This is a genomic window from Streptomyces sp. Inha503 (genome assembly GCF_047215865.1).
Taxonomy (GTDB): domain Bacteria; phylum Actinomycetota; class Actinomycetes; order Streptomycetales; family Streptomycetaceae; genus Streptomyces; species Streptomyces lycopersici.
Genome location: NZ_CP178360.1, coordinates 11,574,091 through 11,592,099, shown reverse-complemented (window position 1 = coordinate 11,592,099; position 18,009 = coordinate 11,574,091). Strand labels below are relative to the sequence as shown.

The following is an 18,009-nucleotide window of genomic DNA, read 5'->3' as shown; positions in this document are numbered from 1 at the left end:
CGCATCGCGCGCACCGCGGGCGATCGCTCGCCGCATCCTTCCAGGAAGGAACCATCTCGTGTCGAAACCACGCGGACGATTACTCCGCTTCCTCACGGCCGCCGCGCTGATCGGCACCGTCTTCACCACGGCCTCGGGCCACTCGACCGCCCAGGCGGCCCCGGGCAGTCCGGCGCTCACCCCGCCGCTGGGCTGGAACAGCTGGAACAGCTTCGGGTGCGGCGTCACCGAGGCACAGGTCCGGCAGGCCGCCGATGCGATGGTCTCCTCGGGCATGCGGGACGCCGGTTACCGATACGTGGTGGTCGACGACTGCTGGTTCGACCCGCAACGCGACACCGCGGGCAACTTGCGGGCCAACCCGACAAAATTCCCGAGCGGGATGAAGGCGCTCGGGGACTACATCCACGGGAAAGGCTTGAAGTTCGGCATCTACCAGGTGCCCAACGAGCGCACGTGTGCGCAGGGCGGGGGCAGTTACCCGGGATCCACCGGCAGCAAGGGGCATGAGGCCCAGGACGCCCGCACGTTCGCCTCGTGGGGTGTGGACTACCTCAAGTACGACTGGTGTTCCTCCGCCGGCACCCGGGACGAGCAAGTCGCGCGGTTCACGCTCATGCGCGACGCGCTGCGCGGGGCCGGGCGCCCGATCGTCTACAGCATCAACCCGAACAGCTACCACGCCATCACCGGCGACACATACAACTGGGGCGAGGTCGCCGACCTGTGGCGGACGACCGAGGACCTGCTCGACATCTGGCAGAACGGCAACACCAACAGCTATCCGATGGGCGTGGGCAACGTCGTGGACGTCACCGCGCCGCTGGCCGCGCAGTCGGGTCCCGGCCACTGGAACGACCCCGATATGCTCGTCGTCGGCCGCCCCGGGCTGTCGCTGACCGAGTCCCGCTCCCACTTCGCCCTGTGGGCACTGATGGCCGCGCCGCTCATGGCGGGCAACGACATCCGCACCATGTCGGCCGATGTGAGCGCGGTCCTGCGCAACCCGCGCCTGCTGGCGGTGAACCAGGACCCGCTGGGCGCGGGCGGGCGCAGGGTGCGCGACGACGGAGACACCGAGGTGTTCGCCAAGCCCCTGTCCGACGGCTCGGTCGCCGTGGGCCTGTTCAACCGGGGGAACAGCACGGCGACCGTCACCGCCACGGCGGCACAGGTCGGCCTGTCCGGCGGGTCGTTCACCCTCACCGACCTGTGGACCGGCAGCACATCGAGCACGACCGGACAGGTCTCGGCGAGTGTGCCCGCACACGGCGTCGCCGCGTTCCGGGTGACCGGCGGCACTCCGCTGGCCGCCACCACCTCCCGGCTGCGCGGTGACGGGTCCGGCCGTTGCCTGGACGTGGAGAACGCCTCGACCGCGGCCGGGGCGAGGGTGCTGATCCAGGACTGCCACACGGCCGCCGGCCAGTTGTGGACCACCTGGGCCGGCGGCGAGATACGCGTCTTCGGCGACAAGTGCCTGGACGCTTACGACCAGGGCACCGCCAACGGCACACGCATCATCACCTGGCCCTGCAACGGACAGGACAACCAGAAATGGACACTCGAGGCGAACGGTTCGATCCGCAACGTCCACGCCGGCCTGTGCCTGGACGTCGATCAAGCCGGCACCACCAACGGATCCCCGCTGATCCTGTGGACCTGCAACGGTCAGGGCAACCAGAGGTGGACCCGCACATGAGAAGACGACCACAGCCCACTCGTACGAGACTCACGCGAGCGGTCGCCTGGGCGGCTGGTCTCCTGCTGGCCATGGTCCTCGCGCCCGCAGGGGTGTATCCCACGGAGGCCAGGGCGGACAACCCGATCGTGCAGCACGTCTACACGGCCGACCCCGCGCCTTTGGTCCATGACGGCCGCGTCTACCTCTACACCGGGCACGACGAGGACAACTCGACCAACTACACCATGAAAGAGTGGCGGGTGTGGTCCTCCGCCGACATGGTCAACTGGACCGACCACGGCTCTCCGCTCAGCGTGGCCTCCTTCAGTTGGGCGTCCGCCAACGCGTGGGCGGGCCAGGTCGTCAACCGCAACGGAAAGTTCTACTGGTACGTGCCGACAACGGAGCGCGCGACCGGCCGCATGGCCATCGGCGTGGCGGTGTCGGACAGCCCCACCGGACCCTTCCGCGACGCCCTCGGCCACCCGCTGGTCGGAAACGGCGAGATCGACCCGACCGTCTTCATCGACGATGACGGACAGGCGTATCTGTATTGGGGCAACCCGAACCTGTGGTACGTCAGGCTGAACGCCGACATGATTTCCTACTCCGGCAACCCGGCCAAGATCCCGCTCACCACGGCGGGCTTCGGCACCCGCACCGGTGATCCCAACCGGCCCACGCTGTTCGAGGAAGGGCCCTGGGTCTACAAACGAGGCGGCCTGTACTACATCGTGTATGCCGCCAAGTGCTGCTCGGAGTTCATCGCCTACTCCACCGCCCCCGGCCCGACCGGACCATGGACCTACCGCGGAACGATCATGCCCACGCAGGGCGCCAGCTTCACCAACCACCCGGGCATCGTCGATTTCAAAGGTAATTCGTATTTCTTCTACCACAACGGCGCGCTTCCGGGCGGAAGCGGCTACACCCGCTCGGTCGGCGTGGAGAGGTTCTCCTACAACCCCGACGGCACCATCCCGACGATCAACATGACCAGTACGGGGGCGCCCCAAGTCGGCACGCTCGACCCATACACCCGTCAGGAGGCCGAAACGATCGCCTGGGAATCCGGGATCGAGACGGAGCCGTCCAGCGAGGGAGGCAGGAACGTCGGGTACACCGAGAACGGCGACTACATCAAGGTCAAAGGTGTCGCTTTCGGCGCGGGCCCGTCCTCCTTCACCGCACGTGTGGCCTCGGCGACCGGCGGCAGCGCCATCGAACTGCGTCTGGGCGGACCCAACGGAACCGTCGTGGGCCGGTGCGGCGTGCCCAACACCGGCGGCTGGCAGACCTGGACGACGGTGTCCTGCCCGGTCAGCGGCGCCACCGGCACGCAGGACCTGTATCTGCGGTTTGCGGGCGGCAGCGGCTACCTGGCCAACGCGGACTGGTGGCGGTTCACCGCCGGCGCCACCACTGCCCCGCCGGGACGGGCGGGCGGGTGATGGCTGACGCGCGGCCGGGCCCCGCCACCGCGACGGCCTCGTCGTGGTGGCGGTGGGCGCGCCGTACGGCGCCACTCCGCTACGACGCCTCGTCGCCCGCCGGACCCGGCCGGCCGGCGGGCTCGTCGTGGTCCAGGTGCTGACGCAGCCACTGCTCCGTCGTGCTCACATGCATCAGCGCCGCAGCCTCGGCCAGTGCGGAGTCCCGGCGCAGCAGGGCGGCGTAGATCGCCTCGTGCTCGGCGATGGTCCGGTCACCGGCGTGGTCGTCGACCATGCCGCGCCAGACCCGGCCGCGCACGGTGCGGCTGGAGATGCCCTCCAGCAGCGTAGCCAGCGTGCTGTTCCCGGCAGCTGCGACCACCGCCCTGTGGAAGGCGGCGTCGTGCTCGTTGAGCAACTCGACATCGTCGCGGGCGGTCCTCATCGCGTCCAGGTGGTGCCTGACCACGACGAGGTCGTCGTCGGAGATCCGGGTGGCGGCCAAGCCGGTGGCAACGGGCTCGAAGAGCCTGCGCACTTCGGTCAGTTCCAGCAGGGTGTCACCGTGGAGCAATTCCACCGCCGCGCCCAGCCCCTCGAGCAGCAGCGCGGGCTCCAGGCTCGTCACATAGGTCCCGTCGCCCCGCCTGACATCCAGGACCCGCGCGACAACAAGCGCCCTGACCGCCTCACGCATCAGGTTCCTGGACAGACCAAGCTCCGTGGCCAGTTGTTGCTCGGGGGGCAGTTTGGCGCCCGGCGGTAGTTCGCCGGACTGGATGAGCTCCCTGATGCGGGCGATTGCCTTGTCGGTCAGTGACATAGGCGGACTCCACACTCCCTGCTCACGCCATGCCACGCTAACAGGACCTCCCATGTTCCAAAAGGGACGGGATCAGGGTGCGCCGGCGGAGCCGAAGATGGCCGTGCCGCCGCCGGCGAAGAAGCTCATGAGGCTGTCCTCGCCGTAGGTCGCCCCATGGTGCGCCGCGGCGAGTCCGCAGCGCACATGGTCCCTGACGTGCCCCGGTCCGGTGGCCCGGACCGGCTACCGCCTCGGTCCCGCGACCGCGTAGGCCGTGGTGCCGGCGAACGTGAGGACCAGGGCTGTCCAGGTGCCCGCCGCCGTGCCGGGTGGCAGCATCATCCAGGACGCCACCTGCGTCGGCACGCTCGTCGGAGGCGGGGCGAAGAACGAGAACGAGAGCCAGGCGAACGGCAGCGTCCACGCGTACTGTCCCCCGCACACCGCCGCCCCGGCGGCGAGCCCGATCAGGCCCGCGCTGTCCCGCACGACGAACTCGGCGGTGGCCAGGTCCTTCCCCGTCGCCTGCACCGCCAGCAGCACCACGGCGACGACCGCGCCGGCGGCCAGCACGTGCACCGCCCTGCGGGGTGCCCAGCGGATCGCGGCCGTCCGGTCCAGCGCGAGGTCCTGCCCGCTGAGCCCGGTCGAGAACGCCATCGCTCCCGCGGCGAGGACGAGCGCGGGCATCCGCGGATCACCCGGCCCCCCGCTGCCATCCCGGGCGAGTGTCCACACCGTCACCGTGGTGATCACCACCGCGGCGAGTGACGCGGGTACCTGACGCGAGCGCGCGTACAGCGTCAGCCATCTCACCAGTACGCACCGCCGGTCAGCGCGTCGAGTGCGTCTCCCTTGCAGGAGAGCGCGTTGGCGCGCATGGCGTTGATCCGCTGGAGCTGCTCGGCCCGCGGCAGCACTTTGAGGTCCTTCCACACCGCGCGGGCCTGGGTGCCGACCTCGCGTCGCATGTTCGGCGCCCCGTGGCCGGGCATCGAATTGAGGTCGCCGAGAACCCAGCCCACGGCGACGGTCCGCGCGATGTCCTCTCCCCCCGTGCCGCTCCAGCCAACGGGAGAGCACCCTGGCACCATGCCTTTGGCGATCAGGGCCCGGGACAGCTCCTCACCCTTCGCGGCGGCGATGATGTCGTCGTCGAAGTCGATGAGCACGGTCTTGCTCGACCACCGCGGCGTGGAACCCTCCGGCTGTACGGCGGTGTTCTCCCGGACCGAGACCGGCGCCCGGCTTCCCAGGGCACCGTGCAGCAGGCGCAGCGCCTTCTTGCCGTGACTCGCGAGGTCGGCGAGTCGTGCCTGGTGCATCCTGGTCACGCATACCGGGCCATCGCACACCAACTCCGCGGCGGCCTTGTCGAGGACATACATCCGGCGCGGGTCGGAGGGCAGGACGAGCAGGGCGACGGCCGCGCCCGCCAGTACGGGCGTCAGGGCGAGCAGCCGGGTGCGCGGGGTCACGGCGACCAGCAGCGCGAAGCCTGTCGCGGCCAGGCCGAGCAGCCAGATCGTCTGCCCGACGTGCACGGAGGCGGAGAGCGTGACGAGCGCGTCGCGCACGTCGTCCACCGCCGGTGACAGCAGCGAGAGACGGTTCGGCTCGGTGCTCGGGACTCCCGTCGCCGTGTCCGTCTCCGTCCGGCCCAGCGACATGTGCATGAGGGCCGTGAACGCGAAGGCGCCCATGGCCAGCAGCGGCGGGGTGAGCGCGGACGGCAGGGCGCGCCCGGCTCCCATGCCCAGCACGGCTCCCGCGACGAGCGAGAGCGCCCCCACCAGCGAGATCGGCAGCCATCCGAGGTGGGTGTACTCGGTGTTGGCGAGCACCTGGACCGCGCCCACGAGGACGAGCAGCGCGAAGGCCGAGGCCAGGCTGATCGCCATCGTGCCCGCCAGCGTGGCGGCGCGGTGCCAGGCGGGGCGCGATGTGGTCGTCAGCAGCTCGGACATCTTCGAGCGGTGGTCACGCAGGCCCTGCAACGCCCCGAGCCCCACGGCCAGCGGCCACAGGTAGAACAGCAGGGCGCGGGTCCACAGGGCCAGGGACGTCCACTGGGCCGTCCACGCCGTAGTGCCCCTCCACCATTCGGCGTTCACCAGGTACAGGAACGCCAGCGCGCTCGTCAGGGTCACGGCGCCGGCCCAGGGGGCGACGGAGCGCTTCAGCTCGGTTCGCAGGACATGCGTATTCACCAGGCGCCCCTTCCCTGGCCGGGGCCCAGCAGCAGTGCCGAGTAGCCGCGCTCCAGCGGGCTGTCGCCCACGTGCTCGGGACCGCCCGCCGCGGCCAGGTCGTCCGGGGTGCCCTGGAAGACCAGTCGGCCCTCGGCGAAGAGCACCACGTCGGTGCAGGCGGCGGCCACGTCCTCCACGAGGTGGGTCGAGACGACCACGCAGGTGTCCTTGCCCAGTTCCTGTAGCAGTTCGCGAAAGCGCAGCCGTTGCGCCGGGTCCAGGCCGACCGTGGGCTCGTCCAGCAGCAGGATCGACGGGTCATTGACGATGGCCTGGGCGATGCCCACCCGCCGCACCATGCCGCCGGACAGGGTCTTCATCCGCTTGTCGGCACGGTCGGCCAGGCCCACCCGCTCCACGGCGTGCTGCACCGCCGCGGGGATGTCCGCCTTGGGCACCTCCTTCAGCCACGCCATGTACTCGACGAACTCGCGGACCGTGAAGCGCTTGTAGTAGCCGAACTCCTGCGGCAGGTAGCCGATCCGGCGGCGCAGCGCACGGTACTCACCCCTGCCGCCCGCGGACTCGCCGAGCAGTTCCAGGGTGCCCTCGGCGGGGCGCAGTACGGTGGCCAGGGCCCGGATGAGGGTGCTCTTGCCCGCCCCGTTGGGGCCGAGGAGGCCGTGTACGCCGGTGCCCAGCGACAGGTCGACCCCGTCGACGGCCATCTGCTTTCTGCCGACCCTGACCTTCAGCCCGGTGGCCCGGATCTCCCAGGCGTAGGGCGTCGGTGCGATGTCGGCCGCGCTCACCGCGGTCATCATGTGGTGTTCCCTTCTCATGGTCAACGATGGGCTCCCAGCACGGAGTACGCGCCCCTGCGGGCGATCACGACACCGATGCCGAGCGCGAGGATCAGCCCCCACACGGGCAGGCCGTCCGTCGCCAGAGCGAAGGTCGTACGGCCGGCGGCCAGGGTCGGTGCCACGACCACAGCGGCCCATCCGGCCACCACCCAGGCGGCGGCGCGGGTCACACCGACGACACCGCCGAGCGCCAGAGTCGTCGAGGTGAAGGCCAGACAGGGCAGCAGCCATTGCGCGGCCGTCACTCCCGTCACCCATCCGCCCAGCAGCAACGCGGGGACGACCACGGCGAGTACGGACGCGGTGCGCCGCAGCACCAGGTACAGTCCCGCCCTCGGCGCGGAGGCCGTCAGCTCGTACGCCGGGTCCAGACCGCGCGACCACGACGCCGCGACGCCGAGGACGGGCAGGACCGGGGAGAGCAGCAGCACCAGCGACACCTCGCCGGAGCCGGTGTCGGCCAGGTCGAGCAGCAACGCGAGCAGCGTCACGCCCACGACCATGGTCAGCCAGGGCACCATCACGGGCGTCATCCACCTCGACAGCCGCGCCGACCAGCGGCGTCGACGCGGTGCCCGGGCGGTGCCGGCGAGCTGGGGTTCGAGGTCCGACCACACCGTGCCGATCAGCGTCGCAACGGCGGGCGCCTGCGCCGTGACGGAGGCGGACAGCCGGTCACGGCATACCCGGCACGTTTCCAGATGGGCCTCCAGGGCCCACACCTCGTCGGCGGCGAGGTCCGTCTCGCCGCGCGCGTAGGCGTCGATGATCCGAATCGACGCGTGTTCCACACTCATGCCAGTGCCTTCCGCATCTCGATCCGGGCCCGGCGGGCACGGGTCTTGACCGTGCCCTCGGGCAATCCCAGCAAGACGGAGGTCTCCCGGACGGACAGCCCGTCGAGCACCATGGCTTGCAGTACCTCTCTGAGCTCCGGCGCGAGGCGCCGCAGCGCGTCTCCGACCTCACCGCCGACGGTCGCCGCGAGCGCCTCCTCCTCGGCGGCGGGCGCCAGGGACCGCGGGACAGCCGCGGGCGGCGGCTCCGCGTGGTGGGCCCTGCGCCGGAACGCGTCGACGAGCCGACGCGCCGCGATCGTCCACAGCCAGCCGACGGCGGTTCCCCCGGCCGGGGCCCCGATGAACGCACCCGCCGCGCGCCATACCGCCAGATACGTCTCCTGCATGACCTCGGCGACGATCTGCTCGTCCGCACATCTGCGGCGCAACCGCACCGCCATCCACGGCGACGTACGCCGGTACAGCTCCTCGAACGCGGCACGGTCGCCTCTGGCCACCAGCCGGACGAGACGCTCCTCGTCCAGTTCGCCCACTGTCTTCCTGACTGATCTCACACCCGCAAGACGTCAGGCAGGAACGCCAGGTTTTCCTCCGGGCGTGACCCCCGTCACATACGGGGGCTCGGAAGCCCCGCCCCGACGGCAGAGGCAGTGCGGCCGGTCACCAGTCCGCGGCAGAATGAGCCGCCGACAGCGCTGCGCCGAAGCCTCCGGCCCGCAAGATGTACATGGACGACGCATACGTTGCCCGGCACAGGCAACACAGACACAGAGCAGGAGATGGTGATGACGCGGTTGCGCTAGCCGCCCGGAGAGCCCGGGACCCCGGGCGGCTGGTTCCGGAGGAACGAGATGTCCCGCACGGACAAGACGAAACCATCGTGGGTACGCCACCGAGAGCACGGTGGCCTGCCTCTGCACGACCACCGGCACGGCCCCTGCGACCTTCCGCCGCACCCGCCCCGGCAGGACACCGGCACCCGCTGCCGATGGGCCACCGTCACCGGAATGGCCTCCCCATGGACATGCTGCGCACGCACCCAGGAACGCTCAGCGTATAAGGAATGGCAGGGGTGGGTGAGGGCTGCCAACCGCAAGGTCCGCTACGCCGATCGCCGCGCCGCACGCCAGTGGCAGATGGGCATGGATTGATCGGGACCTCCCGCGCACACTGCGGTGCCGTGGCCAACATCGCCGCGGCATCCGCGGCGCTGCGTCCCGCGGACGAGCGCGTCAACGCCGCCCTGGCCCGGGATCTCAACCCGGGCGGTCAGCGGGTCGATGGCCTCGAGAGTTCGGTCGCGGGTTCTGGCCGCGCGCCGGCCGCTGGGGACTTGGCCAACCGCTCGCCTTCTATGTCGACGTTGGGCAGGACACGGTCGATCCGGGCGGGCAGGGACCACGCCCGGCGGCCGAGGAGTGTCAGGACCGCCGGCACGATGGTCATACGGACGATGAAGGCGTCGAGGGCGACAGCGACCGCGAGGCCGAGTCCGAGGGCCGCGATGACGGAGTCGGTGGAGCTCATGAAGCCCGCGAACACGCAGATCATGATGAGGGCCGCGGCTGTGACGACCTTGGCGCTGTACTCGAAGCCCGTGACGACGGCCTGACGCGGATCGGCGCCGTGGACATATGCCTCGCGGATGCGGGTGACCAGGAAGACCTGGTAGTCCATGGCCAGGCCGAAGACGATGCCGACGGTGAGGATGGGCATCAGGCTCATGATCGGCCCGGGCTGTTCGACGCCGAACGGGTCCTTCAGCCACCCCCACTGGAAGACGGCGACCACGGCGCCGAGCGAGGCCAGGACGGACAGCAGGAAGCCCAGTGCTGCCTTCAAGGGCACCAGCAGGGAGCGGAAGACGAGGATCAGGACCAGGAAGGCCAGTCCGACGACGACCAGGAGGTAGGGCACCAGGGCGGCGCTGAACTTGTCGGAGACGTCGATGTTCAGCGCGGTGGTGCCGGTGACCATGGACTGGGCACCGACGGAGTGCTCCGTCGCTGTCGCCAGGGAACGGATGTTGGTGACGAGGGCCTTGGTCGCGTCGTCGGACGGCGCGCTGTCGGGGATGACGGTGATGATGGCCGTGTCACCGGAGGTGTTGAACACGGCGGCGGTCGCCACGGTCACGTCGTCCAGTTCGCGGATCTTCGAGCCCATGGTGACGGCGGCTTTTTTGGCGGTGGCCGCGGCTTGGTCGGTGACGACCACGGTCAGGGGGCCGTTGAAGCCCTTTCCGAAGGACTGCGCGAGCATGTCGTATGCCTTGCGCTGGGTGGTGGACGGCGGCTTGGAGCCGTCGTCGGGCAGTCCGAGCTCCAGCCCGGTAACCGGGAGCGCCACCACGATCAGTGCTGCCACAGCGGGGACGAGGGCCCGCACCGGTCGGCGCACCACCGCGGTGACCCACCGTCGGCCGAACCGCGCCTTGGCCTCACGGCTGTCACGCCCCTCCGCTCGGTCGCGGGAGCGTCCGCGGACGCGTTCGGGGGCGAAGCCGAGCAGGGCCGGGATCAGCGTGATGGCGACGAGGACGGCGACGGCGACGGCTCCGGCCGCGGTGATGCCCATGGCCGTCAGCACCGGGAGGTTGACCACGGCCAGGCCGACGAGGGCGATCATGACGGTGATGCCGGCGAAGACGACGGCCGACCCCGCGGTGCCGTTCGCCCGGCCCGCTGCCTCGCGGGCGCCGTGGCCCGCGGCACGTTCGGAGCGGTAGCGGGAGACGATGAACAGCGCGTAGTCGATCCCGACCGCGATACCCAGCATCGAGGCGAGTGCCGAGGTGCTGCTGTTCAGATCGAAGACCGAGCTCAGCGCTGTGATCGCGGAGAGGCTGATGCCCACTCCGACCACGGCCGTCAGCAGCGGAAGACCTGCGGCGATCAATGAGCCGAGGGTGAGGAAGAGGATGACCGCCGCCAGAGCGAAGCCGATGGCCTCGGCCGAGGCCCCTTCCTCCTCCGTGGCGACCGCGTTGCCGGACGCTTCGACCGTCAGCCCCGTCTTCCTGCCCTCGCTCAGAGCGTCGTCGAATCGCTCACGGTCACGATCGGTGAGCTCCGCGGCCGTGATCCGGTACGTGACCGTGGTGTAGGCGGTCGCGCCGTCCTTGCTGACCGTTCCGCTGGTGAAGGGGTCACTGACGGTACTGATCCGGGAAGAGGAGGCCGCCAGGTCCTTCAGGGTCGTGGCCACCGAGGCATGGTTGCCCTTACTCGTGATCTTTTCCCCGTGCGGGGCCCGCAGCACCACGCGGGCGGTGGCGCCGCTCGCGTTGGCCGCGGGGAATTTGTCGCCCAGCAGGTCGTTGGCGCGCTGTGACTCGGTGCCGGGCAGGGTGATGGCGGACGTCGAACCACTGGTGGTCTGCGCGGCGGCGCCGCCCACAGCGGCAACGACGATGCCCCAGAAGACAAGCACCAGCCAGCGCCGCTTGAAAGCGGTCCGACCGATCCAGTGCAAGAAGGTGGCCATGAGGGTGCGGAAAACTTTCTACTAATGCGATGTTGGGACGGGAGGTTGGGACAGGGAAGTGCCGCACACGCCGCCTCCTGGGACGGCGCGCTGGTCACAGGCCGACCCTTGGTGAATGTCGTCGACCGCCCGCGATCACCATCGTCGGCCCGGGGCACGGGGCGGCACGTCAGCCGTACGTACCGGGTGGGCGCGCGGCTGTCGGTCGTTCGGCCGACAGCCGCGCGCCCACCCGCCCTCCTACGCTGAGGAGCGTGGATCGACATCTTCCGCGTACTCCGCGCGTCAGACGGCTGATCACCGTCAGCGGCCTGTTCGTGTTCGCTCTCACCTGGCTGGCGGACATCGCCGTGGTCAGGAGCGATTCCATAGCGTTCGGAACCGTCTGGCTGCCCGTCGTGGCTACCGGCCCCCTGATCGCCCTGGCTGTCACCGAGACCCCCTGGTCACCGTCGCTGGGTAAGTGCGTCGCCGCCGTGGTGTCACTGTCCTTGGCACTGACCGCTTGGAGCCTGATCGCACCGAGCACCATGGCGTGGTGGGGAGCACTGGAGACATTGGGCCTGCTGTGCATGCTCCTGCGCACCGCGGCCCAACCCGGCCGGGCGGCCGCCGCGGTGGCGGAAACCGTCCTGATCAGCGCGACCGTACTTCTGCTGCCCCTGCGTACCGGGTCGTGGCAGGCGTTCACCGGCGGCGGCTATGTGCTGACCGTCGCGCTCGCCATCTTCATCACGCTCGGCTATACCATCCGAGCCCTGGAAGCGCGGAGAGAGCGCACGGCCCGCGAGGTCCGATACGGGGAGCGCCTCGCCCTGGCCCGCGATCTGCACGATCTCATCGCCCATCACATGACCGGCATCATCGTGCAGGCCAACGCCGCCTTGTCCATCCAGGCCGCCGCACCAGACAAGGTCGGGCCCATCCTGCGCAACATCGCCCAGGCCGGTGCCGAGACCCTGGAATCCACACGCCGTCTGGTCCACGTCCTGCGAGAGGAGAACAACACGCCGTTGCTGCCCGGCGACTTGCTCACCGATCTCGGTGAACTCGTGTCCGCCCACTGCGCCGCCGCGTCGCCCGGCTCCGGGCCCACCGAAGCCGATACCGCACGCCTCGAAGCCACAGCGGCAGCGCGGGCGGCCCGACTGCGGCCCGAAGTGGAGACCTCCACCCACCGCGTGGTCCAAGAAGCCCTGGCCAACGTACGCCGCCACGCACCGGACGCGCACACCATCGTCCGCCTGGACGCCGACACCGAGCGACTGCGCGTGACCGTCACCAACACTCCACCGCACCGCAGGGCGCTCAAACCGGCCGGGGGCCGGGGCGGTTTCGGCCTGCTCGGGCTCCAAGAGCGCATCGAGGCCCTCGACGGCACCCTGCGCGCCGGGCCGCTGCCCGGCGGCGGATGGGAAGTCTCCGCCGCCCTCCCGCTCGCAGCGTCATGCCCCCGGGCCGAGCCCCGACCGAGCCAGGCCCTGACAAAGCGGCCCGGGCCATCTCGACGCAGCCCTGCCCCGTGATGATAGGAACGGTCGGTGCCCGAACCCCGGATTGACGTGGTCATCGCCGACGACCAGGAACTGGTGCGGATGGGATTCAGCCTGATCCTCGGTGTGCGGCCAGGGATCACCGTGGTCGGTGAGGCGGCAGACGGTGTGGAGTGCGTCGAACTCGCGCGTCGTCTGCGTCCCCGGGTCGTGCTGGCCGACATTCGCATGCCGCGGCTGGACGGGCTGGAAGTCGTGCGACAGCTGGCCGGTCCCGGCGTGGCCGATCCGATGAACGTCGTCGTGATCACCACATTCGACCAGGACGACTACGTAAGAACCGCACTGCGCAACGGCGCATGCGGTTTCCTGCTCAAGGACGCCTCTCCCGACCTTCTGGTGGAGGCGGTCCAGGCGGCAGCACGGGGCGACGCCCTGATCTCCCCAGCGGTCACCGTGCGGCTCCTGCGGCGGCTGGAAGCGACGGAACGCGGGACGGCACAGGCACCCGAGGGGTCCGATGACGCAGGTCTCAGCGAACGGGAGCGGGACATCGTCCGGCTGGTGGCCGTAGGGCGCACGAACCAGGAGATCGGCGATGAGTTGTTCCTGTCGCTGTCGACGGTGAAAACGTACCTGGCACGCATCCAGGCCAAGCTCAACGCCCGCAACCGGGTCGAGGTCGCGGCCTGGGCCTGGGAACATGGAGCAGTCCGCGGGAGCGGATGAGACGGCCGCCGGCACCTCACGTTCCAGCTTGGTGAGGGACTTCTTGAACTCCTCGGGGAGAATTGAGGTCGCTCGGGCCCAGCCGCACACAGCATTTCCCGGGCTCGGGAGCCAGCACGGCCCGGACCCCGTTGACCTCGAGGCCGTTGACGTAACCGGCGAGGAAGGCGTGGTTCATGCCGCACACCAAGTCGGGGGCCTTCGCGGTCAGCGGGTGGAACGGGCAGTTGCGCAGCCGGAGCTCGGTGGGGGCTTCCCGGACGGGTTCGTAGCCGTACTCGTCCAGCAGGCGCTCACAGACGGTCAGCCCGCGCTCGGGGCCCAGGCGGCCGGGGCGGGTCTCGTCCCGCGCGGCCTCGCCCATCCGCCGGCCGCGCCGCTCGGCGGCCCGCACCGCCGCCTGCGCGGCGTTTTCGTCGGCCTCCTCGGTGAGGACGGCATCCAGGAGGAGGTCCGCCAGGAGTTCATGGCGCCGCTCGGGGATGCTGACCGTGATCTGAGCGTCGGTGGGTTCGTACACCTTCGGCCGTCTGCCGACCTTCCGGATCCCGCCGGGCGTTTCATAGCGGGCGCGCAGCAGGCCGGCGTCGACGAGCTTGTCGAGGTGGAAGGCGGCCAGCTTGCGGGAGATGCCGACGCTCGCGGCGGCCTCGTCGCGGGTGACCGGACGTCCGGCACGCCGGATGAAGACGAACATGCGCCGCCGCGAGTCCTCGCTCAGGACGCTGACGGAGTCGATGGCGGTGTTGACCGCGTCGGCCGGCGGAGTCGAGTCAGAAGCCACCCGAGCACGATAACCCCCACTCACATGGGCACATGCACCCTTTTGGCTCTCTGCACTGCGTGGCTTGACGTACCACCGCAATAAGACCAAGATTTATTGGCGAAACTCGTTTGGGAGCCAGGAGTGTCCGGCTGCCTTCGCCATGCTCATCTCGGGAGTTCTCCATGGACAACGTCCTCGTCCTGCCCACGGCTCCGGGCATCGGTGGCAGCTGACATGACCGAGCTCGCACCCCGCGCCACCGCCCGGATACGCCCGCATGACCAGGAGGAGTCGGCGCCCGCGGGCCCCGCTCTGCGGGTGGTCCATGAGTCCGGCGATATCGACCTGGCCGCCGCGGAAGCCGCGGCCGGCCAGTTCCTCAACGCCCTGGGAATCCCCACCTCGTCGGAGAGCCTGCGCGGCACACCGGGCCGGATGGCCCGCGCGTATGCCGAGCTGTTCAGCCCGCGCCCCTTCGACCTGACCACCTTCCCCAACGACGAGGGCTACGACGAGCTCGTCCTCGCCCGGCGTATCCCCGTCCGGTCGGTGTGCGAACACCATCTGCTGCCGTTCGTCGGCACCGCCCACGTCGGCTACCTGCCCGGCGGCCGCATCCTGGGGCTGTCGAAGCTGGCCCGTGTCGTCGAGCACTTCGCCTGCCGCCCGCAGGTCCAGGAGCGCCTGACCAAGCAGGTCGCCGACTGGCTCCAGACCCATCTGGAGCCCAAGGGCGTCGGTGTGGTGATCGAGGCCGAGCACTCCTGTATGACCCTGCGCGGGGTCCAGGCCACCGGATCGAGCACCATGACCTCCACCCTGCTCGGACTGCTGCGTTCCGACGCCCGCTCGCGCGCCGAATTCCTCGCCCTGACCGGCGCGACCTCGTAATCGCTACGGTACGGACGACACCGCGGCGACCGGTGACGGTTCGCGTCCGAGTGAGGCATGACGCCATGCCGGCCGGTGCGGCGATCGCACCCGATGACGACGTGGCGCGCCGTCAAGAGTTGGCGAGAGCGAGTGATGGCACCCGAGCCATGCCTCCAACTCTGAAGTGGGGAGATCGATACTCCCGCGGCGATGCGGTCAAGCCAAAGGCTTTAGTTCAACTAGTGAATTCAGCATGACCCTTGACCGGCAAGGGCAAGGTCCAAGACAGTCGTTCCGTGTGAGCGCTCTCTCGGCCCCATCGGCGCTCGCTCTGCCCACTGTGCCCGAGTTCCCGTAGCCCGATCTCCCATCACCCCACGCCAGGAGCGGGCTACGGGGGCTCGCACACCCCATCAACGCTGTTCCTACGAACGAAAGCAGCCCCCCACATGTTCAGGATCACTTCCTCAGGCACGACGGCGGAGGCCAAACCCCGCCGCCGCCGACGACGCGTTCTGGCCTTCGTGGCCGCCTTGTCGCTTCCGGTGACCGGACTGCTGGCTCTCACGGTGTCCTCCAACACCGCCGCCGCGGGTGAGCCCGCGGCCAAGGCCGAGTGGACCACCGTCTTCCAGGACGACTTCGACGGCGCGGCGGGCACCGGCCTGAACAAGAACGACTGGCTGTACGACATCGGCACCGGCTACCCGGGCGGCGCCGCGAACTGGGGCACCGGCGAGATCGAGTCGGTCACGGACTCGACCGACAACGTCTACCACGACGGTGACGGTCACATGGTGATCAAGCCGATCCGCGACGGCTCCGGGAAGTGGACCTCCGGCCGCGTGGAGACCCAGCGCACCGACTTCGAGGCGCCCGCCGGTGGGCAGTTGGAGATCAGCGCTTCCCTCAAGCAGCCCAACCCCGAGAAGGGCCTCGGCATTTGGCCCGCCTTCTGGGCCATGGGCGCCGACGCCCGCCCGGTCGGGGCCACCAACTGGCCGAGCATCGGCGAGCTGGACATCATGGAGGACGTCAACGGGCTCAGCAAGCACTCGAACACCTTCCACTGCGGTGAGTGGGCCGGCGAGTGCCACGACCCGGACGGGATCACCAGCGATCTGCTGCCGTGTGACGGCTGTCAGACCGACTACCACACGTACTCCGTGATCGTGGATCGCACCGACACCTCCGCCGAACAGCTGCGCTTCTACCGCGACGGCAAGGAAACCTTCACGGTGAAGCAGAACCAGGTGTCCGCCGAGACCTGGAAGAAGGCCGTGGACCACGGGTTCTTCGCCATCTTCAACGTCGCGGTCGGCGGCTCATATCCCAACAAGGTCTGCGGCTGCACCTCACCGGCGGCGGACACCACCTCCGGTGCGGGGATGAGCGTGGACTGGTTCTCGGTCAAGGTGAGCAAGTGAGCAAGTAGTACCGCGCAGCACATTCGTCCTGGTAGCAGAGCGCCCGGTCCCACCAGCGCGGCGGGGCCGGGCGCATCGGCGTGTAGCTCGTGAACAGCACATGGCTGCCGGCCCGGCGGGCCCGGTTCAGCAGGGCCCTGGAACGGGCTTCGAACTCCGCTTTCGGCAGGCCGTTGGCCCACTCCCCGCGGGTGACCGGTGCACCGGCGCTCTCCAGCGCGTTCATCAGCGTCCAGGTGCCGGGCTTTCCGAACCGTCCCTCGCGGTAGGGGACCACCGGGTCGTCGATGGAGTGGTCGGTCCACATCGGGATGTGCGTGATCCCGTCCATGGTGGACGGGGCGCCCCAGCCGGCGGTGGCCAGGGCCGCGGCGAAGGTGTGGGGACGCCTCGGGAGCAGGTTGAAGATGCCTCGCGCGCCCGATGACAGACCGACGAGATAGAGCCGATCCGCGTCGACGGGGCGCCGCGTCGTGAAGGCGTCGATGAGTTCGACCAGCGCCGCGCGGACCTTGGGGTCGGTCCAGTCCGTACCGTCGGGTCCGTCCATTGGGCGGGGCAGTGGGATCTGAGGGGCGAGCACGAACGCCGGGTGCCGACGCTGACGTTCCGGCTTGGCGAAGGTGACGGCGATGCGATTGGCGGTGAGCTGGGTCATGTTGTTGTCCGCGACCTCGCCACCGCCGTGCAGGGTGACGACGAGCGGATACCGCGCGGCCGCCCCCGGGCTCCGTACGAACCCTTCCGGCTGGTACAGCCGGAAGGCCAGCCCGAATCCCGTGGAGTCGGTGAACGATCCCGCGGTGAAGTCGTCGACCACCGGGGTGATGACGTCGTCGTTCCGGATCGCCAACGGACCAGCCGCGAGCACCAGGTCACCGCCGTGGGTCCGCACATCCGCCACCTGCCTGACGGTGTAGGCGCGATGAAGCGGAAGAGGGTCGGTGCCGGAGGCCCGTGCGTTGGCGTCGTCCGGGTCGAGCTCGATGACGAGATATCTGCCCGGCCGTCCGGCGTTGGGGCGGTCGTCCGTCCTGGCCACGGTGTTCGGGTAGGCCCGGGTGACCGTCCGGGCCGCGCTCTGTCCGCCGAGGTCGGCGGTGACCTGGAACGCGGAGGGTGGGATGACACCGCCGCGTATGTCGATGGGATCCGCGTAGCGGATGGCGACGGCGGTCACCCGCCAGTTGTCCCTGGGCGTCACCTGTGTGACGAGGGCGGTCCGCAGAACGGGATTGGCTCCGGACGCCACCGGCCGTCCCGGCGCCGGAGCGTCGGCCACCGCAGTGGCCGTGTTGCTCAGCAATGAGCCGGTGACGGTACCCCCCGCCATGGCGAACGCCGTACGTCTGGTCATCTTTCTCATGGGTCCTCCGTAAGCTGTCGGGCGGCCCGAGAGGGCCGGACGTGGAGCCGGTCGCCTGGTGCGGGGAACCGAGGATGAGCGGTACGGCG

General features: G+C 69.9%; 15 protein-coding genes. 6 read left to right on the top strand and 9 right to left on the bottom strand.

The features are described 5' to 3' along the window. Nucleotides 1-58: 58 nt before the first annotated feature. Nucleotides 59-1,702 (top strand): glycoside hydrolase family 27 protein, encoded by a 1,644-nt coding sequence (locus tag ACJX2R_RS47760; RefSeq protein ID WP_413105248.1) that lies wholly within the window; start codon nt 59-61, stop codon nt 1,700-1,702. After that, the gene (locus ACJX2R_RS47755; RefSeq protein ID WP_413105247.1) at nt 1,699-3,135 is read left to right on the top strand and encodes a glycoside hydrolase family 43 protein; all 1,437 of its coding nucleotides are present in this window, start codon (nt 1,699-1,701) and stop codon (nt 3,133-3,135) included. Before ACJX2R_RS47760 ends, ACJX2R_RS47755 begins: the two co-directional genes overlap by 4 nt. Nucleotides 3,136-3,214: 79 nt before the next feature. Here ACJX2R_RS47755 and ACJX2R_RS47750 read toward each other — a convergent pair whose 3' ends face one another. From ACJX2R_RS47750 to ACJX2R_RS47720, 7 genes are all read right to left on the bottom strand, one after another. After that, complete coding sequence (locus tag ACJX2R_RS47750) at nt 3,215-3,940, bottom strand: FadR/GntR family transcriptional regulator (protein WP_413105246.1); 726 nt, start codon at nt 3,938-3,940, stop codon at nt 3,215-3,217. A 225-nt stretch (nt 3,941-4,165) separates the two neighbouring features. Further along, nucleotides 4,166-4,738: a hypothetical protein gene (locus tag ACJX2R_RS47745; protein WP_413105245.1), complete on the bottom strand. Its 573-nt coding sequence runs from the start codon at nt 4,736-4,738 to the stop codon at nt 4,166-4,168. Beyond that, nucleotides 4,735-6,132 carry a hypothetical protein gene (locus ACJX2R_RS47740; protein ID WP_413105244.1) on the bottom strand — a complete coding sequence of 466 codons (1,398 nt, stop codon included), beginning with the start codon at nt 6,130-6,132 and terminating at the stop codon, nt 4,735-4,737. Before ACJX2R_RS47740 ends, ACJX2R_RS47745 begins: the two co-directional genes overlap by 4 nt. Beyond that, a complete protein-coding gene (locus tag ACJX2R_RS47735; RefSeq protein WP_413105243.1) occupies nt 6,129-6,938 on the bottom strand; it encodes an ABC transporter ATP-binding protein in 810 nt (269 codons plus the stop codon). The genes ACJX2R_RS47740 and ACJX2R_RS47735 overlap by 4 nt, the downstream gene beginning before the upstream one ends. A 20-nt stretch (nt 6,939-6,958) precedes the next feature. Continuing rightward, nucleotides 6,959-7,777 (bottom strand): zf-HC2 domain-containing protein, encoded by an 819-nt coding sequence (locus ACJX2R_RS47730; RefSeq protein WP_413105242.1) that lies wholly within the window; start codon nt 7,775-7,777, stop codon nt 6,959-6,961. Further along, nucleotides 7,774-8,277, bottom strand: coding sequence for an RNA polymerase sigma factor (locus tag ACJX2R_RS47725; protein ID WP_413106138.1), 504 nt, complete (start codon nt 8,275-8,277; stop codon nt 7,774-7,776). Before ACJX2R_RS47725 ends, ACJX2R_RS47730 begins: the two co-directional genes overlap by 4 nt. A gap of 772 nt (nt 8,278-9,049) precedes the next feature. After that, nucleotides 9,050-11,266, bottom strand: a complete 2,217-nt coding sequence (locus tag ACJX2R_RS47720) for an MMPL family transporter (RefSeq protein ID WP_413105241.1) — start codon at nt 11,264-11,266, stop codon at nt 9,050-9,052. A 254-nt stretch (nt 11,267-11,520) separates the two neighbouring features. On the opposite strand from ACJX2R_RS47720, the gene ACJX2R_RS47715 reads away from it, so the two are divergent. Together ACJX2R_RS47715 and ACJX2R_RS47710 are read left to right on the top strand one after the other, a co-directional pair. Next, nucleotides 11,521-12,792 (top strand): sensor histidine kinase, encoded by a 1,272-nt coding sequence (locus ACJX2R_RS47715; RefSeq protein ID WP_413105240.1) that lies wholly within the window; start codon nt 11,521-11,523, stop codon nt 12,790-12,792. A 15-nt stretch (nt 12,793-12,807) separates the two neighbouring features. Next, nucleotides 12,808-13,488 (top strand): response regulator, encoded by a 681-nt coding sequence (locus ACJX2R_RS47710; RefSeq protein WP_413105239.1) that lies wholly within the window; start codon nt 12,808-12,810, stop codon nt 13,486-13,488. Nucleotides 13,489-13,504: 16 nt separating this feature from the next. Here the strand turns inward: ACJX2R_RS47710 and ACJX2R_RS47705 are convergent, their stop codons facing one another. After that, on the bottom strand, nt 13,505-14,272 hold the full coding sequence (locus tag ACJX2R_RS47705; RefSeq protein ID WP_413105238.1) for a helix-turn-helix transcriptional regulator: 768 nt from the start codon (nt 14,270-14,272) through the stop codon (nt 13,505-13,507). A 216-nt stretch (nt 14,273-14,488) separates the two neighbouring features. Here ACJX2R_RS47705 and folE point away from each other — a divergent pair, with 216 nt between their 5' ends. Next, nucleotides 14,489-15,145: a GTP cyclohydrolase I FolE gene (folE, locus tag ACJX2R_RS47700; protein WP_413105237.1), complete on the top strand. Its 657-nt coding sequence runs from the start codon at nt 14,489-14,491 to the stop codon at nt 15,143-15,145. Nucleotides 15,146-15,576: 431 nt separating this feature from the next. Continuing rightward, a complete protein-coding gene (locus tag ACJX2R_RS47695; RefSeq protein ID WP_121825891.1) occupies nt 15,577-16,554 on the top strand; it encodes a glycoside hydrolase family 16 protein in 978 nt (325 codons plus the stop codon). On the opposite strand, the gene ACJX2R_RS47690 is transcribed toward ACJX2R_RS47695, so the two are convergent. Beyond that, nucleotides 16,538-17,911, bottom strand: a complete 1,374-nt coding sequence (locus tag ACJX2R_RS47690; protein WP_413105236.1) for a PHB depolymerase family esterase — start codon at nt 17,909-17,911, stop codon at nt 16,538-16,540. The genes ACJX2R_RS47695 and ACJX2R_RS47690 overlap by 17 nt on opposite strands. Nucleotides 17,912-18,009: the final 98 nt, after the last annotated feature.